Source organism: Shewanella sp. SG41-4 (assembly GCF_014164505.1).
Lineage (GTDB): Bacteria > Pseudomonadota > Gammaproteobacteria > Enterobacterales > Shewanellaceae > Shewanella.
Window position 1 is genome coordinate 1 of sequence record NZ_JACJFI010000712.1, and the last position, 914, is coordinate 914.

The following is a 914-nucleotide window of genomic DNA, read 5'->3' on the forward strand; positions in this document are numbered from 1 at the left end:
TACATCACTGGATATTACAGTGAAACTAGACCCCATCAATATAATGGTGGGTTAACGCCAAATGAGTCAGAACGTTTATATTGGAATGACTCTAAAACCGTGGCCAATATTACTTGACCACTACATAATGAGTGTTGCTATCATTACCTCAATAAGACCAATACCTTTAACGTGTTTAAAATTTTTCACTGTCGTTCATCCTTAAACGTTGCCAGCTGCGTCCTGCAGTAACATTAAGATAGTATAGAAAATAACCAGTAGCTTTGCCGAGAAATATCTTTTCGTAAATACGTAAAATAGCCGCGACAATTAGCTTCGCTTTCAAGTAAGATATTTGGATGATGTTAGCAAGCATATAAATTGCAATGAGGACATGTGCTTAATCAACTTCAGTATGGAATTATAAATGGTTATTAAATACCTTTTTGTCCTGCTTACTGTAGTGGATTGACTGCTAGTAGGCACCATATTGAAGTGCAAATTTGCCTTGTTAACAAAACAAATTGCAAGTTAGCTATTACAGACTTGAACTAAACTATTTTCTTATCGATTTATCCCATCTCTTATCCCGAGTTGAGGTTAATCAAAAACTTAGCCGATGACAGGAGTATTTAATGAAAAAAGTCGAAGCGATTATTAAACCGTTTAAACTTGATGATGTGCGTGAAGCACTTGCTGAAATTGGTATTACGGGTATGACGGTATCAGAGGTTAAAGGTTTTGGACGTCAAAAAGGCCACACTGAGCTTTATCGCGGCGCTGAATACATGGTTGATTTTTTACCTAAGGTAAAAATCGAGTTAGTCATCCAAGATGAGATTCTTGAACGTGCTATTGATGTTATTGTTGATATAGCCAGAACGGGTAAAATTGGTGACGGTAAAATATTTGTAACTGATATTGAACGCGTGATT

General features: G+C 36.2%; 1 protein-coding gene. It reads left to right on the top strand.

From position 1 onward, the window contains the following. Nucleotides 1-614: 614 nt before the first annotated feature. The coding region (locus H5202_RS23445) for a P-II family nitrogen regulator (RefSeq protein ID WP_182774110.1) at nucleotides 615-914 on the top strand (300 nt) is incomplete at its 3' end.